Source organism: Viscerimonas tarda, assembly GCF_054601255.1.
On sequence record NZ_BAAHWV010000126.1, the window covers coordinates 1 to 1,437 of the forward strand.

At 42.6% G+C, this 1,437-nt stretch carries 2 protein-coding genes; both read left to right on the forward strand.

Annotated features, from left to right (window positions below; translation table 11 throughout):
* The first annotated feature begins 14 nt into the window (after positions 1–14).
* Positions 15–167 carry a helix-turn-helix domain-containing protein gene (locus ACYPWY_RS16235; RefSeq protein WP_459686591.1) on the forward strand — a complete coding sequence of 51 codons (153 nt, stop codon included), beginning with the start codon at positions 15–17 and terminating at the stop codon, positions 165–167.
* A 73-nt stretch (positions 168–240) separates the two neighbouring features.
* A complete protein-coding gene (locus tag ACYPWY_RS16240; protein WP_459686590.1) occupies positions 241–1,278 on the forward strand; it encodes an endonuclease/exonuclease/phosphatase family protein in 1,038 nt (345 codons plus the stop codon).
* Positions 1,279–1,437: the final 159 nt, after the last annotated feature.

A 1,437-nucleotide genomic window follows, 5' to 3' on the forward strand; every position in this document is an offset into this window, starting at 1 on the left:
AGGACTTGTGCATGATGCTCAATGTGAGCAAGCGTTCATTGCAACGCTACCGCAGTCTGGGCTGGTTACCGTACAAACAAATCGACCAGAAAATGTACTACCTGCAATCGGACGTGGAACGGTTTATCAAAAAGCATTTTGAAAAACGCTATAAACCAAAAAGATAGCAAATTTTCTATTTCAAGGCTATAGTGTTTTATTCTAAAAATTATTATTTTTGCACCTAAAATGTAAAAAAATATGCCCAACTATCACTTGTTAAAGAATCTGAACAAAGAGGAAAGGCTTCGCACAACAGACAATCTGTTAAAGTTGCGCAGCCGGTTAGACCGCGATATTCCGCAAAAAACGGCGGAGGACACTCTACTGCTTGCCACTTGGAATATCCGCGAATTTGGCGACAACCGCCGCCGCGAAAGCCTGCATTATCTGGCGGAAATCATTAGCCGTTTCGATTTGATTGCTGTTCAGGAGGTTTCCGCCAATCTCAAAGGCTTGCAAGACCTCGTTTCGTTGCTGAGCCTGAATTGGGATTATTTTGTTACCGACAGCACCGACGGCAGTGCGGGCGGCGGCGAGCGCATGGCTTTTTTGTATGACAGGAGCAAGGTTTCCTTTCAAAAAATGGCAGGGGAAATCGTTTTACCCAAAGATAAATTGATTGACGGGCAGTTGCAGTTTGCCCGAACTCCCTATTGTGTGGCGTTTCAGGCGGGCTGGTTTAAGTTTATTTTGACAACCATGCATATTTATTACGGCTCAACCTCTTCCGCCGACAAGAAAAAGCGTGAAAAAGAAATAGATACAATCACTTCCGTCTTGTCTAAAAGAGCCAAAAAGGAAGATACAAGTTATATTCTGCTGGGCGATTTCAATATCCCGAATGTAAATGACGACACAATGCAGGCATTGGAAAAATACGGTTTTTCCGTTCCGCAGGCAATTAAGGAACACCCTTCGGACTTGGGCAATACCAGCCATTATGACCAGATTGCCTTTAACCTGAAATTGGACGACAAAATGACCGTTTTTTCCGAAAAGTCGCAAAAGGCGGGGGCTTTCAATTTTGCCGAAACGGTTTATACAGCAAACGATTTGGAAACATACAAGTCATATTTCCTTGACAAAGTAAACGGTAAAACCGATAAAGAAATTGAGAAATACTACCTTTCTACTTGGCGCACCTTCCAAATGTCCGACCATTTGCCGCTTTGGGTTGAATTGAAGATTGATTTCAGCAGTCAGTATCTGGAAAAGGTTAAAAAGGAAATCGGTTAAATGTGTAAAAATTCAATTCTTGTCTGCCTGTCCGTTCCGTCCGGAAAGTCAATCCCGCAAAAGCGCAACGCCTCTTTGTAGGTTATACCATTGTTCCGCATTTGCATAAAATGTTCGTAAATCTTCGGTTTGTATTCTTTGAGAAAGTAAAAACGGCTG

Bases quoted from the DNA above. Each gene is read 5' to 3' on its own strand.
- ACYPWY_RS16235 (WP_459686591.1), top strand. From the start codon at position 15: ATGCTCAATGTGAGCAAGCGTTCATTGCAACGCTACCGCAGTCTGGGC.
- ACYPWY_RS16240 (WP_459686590.1), top strand. From the start codon at position 241: ATGCCCAACTATCACTTGTTAAAGAATCTGAACAAAGAGGAAAGGCTT.